We start from the raw sequence: 441 nt of genomic DNA, 5'->3' as shown, positions 1-441 counted from the left end.
CCCTTGAGCGAACTCGCCAAAGCGCGGCTGAAAGTCATCTACGAACACACCGACGGCTTCGAAATCGCCCGCCAAGACCTCAACATACGCGGCCCCGGCGAATTTCTCGGCGCGCGCCAAAGCGGCGTCCCCATGCTGCGCTTCGCCAACCTCGAAGAAGACCTGCACCTTTTGGAGCAAGCGCGGGAAATCGCCCCGATGCTGATTGAACAAAACCCCGAAATCGTCGAAGCGCATCTGGCAAGGTGGCTTGCCAGCAGGGAAGGGTATTTGGGCGTGTGAGGTCGTCTGAAAAGGCTTCGCCTGCGGATAATGAACAAGGGGCGCATGATTGCGCCCCTTGATGATTTTGTACAAAATCCAAAAAACAAAGCCAAATTGAAAGATGCTGCTGAAGCAGCTGTCCAAAGCTTTACAAATATAGTGGATTAAATTTAAACC

The 441-nt window shown here is 53.3% G+C and carries 1 pseudogene; it reads left to right on the top strand.

Features of this window, described 5'->3' with window-relative positions:
• Window positions 1-282 (top strand): annotated as a pseudogene (locus tag ACTHUM_RS19860) (ATP-dependent DNA helicase RecG); the annotation flags it as partial.
• Window positions 283-441 lie beyond the last annotated feature (159 nt).

This window comes from Neisseria sp. P0021.S006 (genome assembly GCF_051956895.1).
The sequence above is the reverse complement of the archived record's forward strand: the minus strand, read 5'-3'. Positions and strand labels throughout refer to the sequence as shown.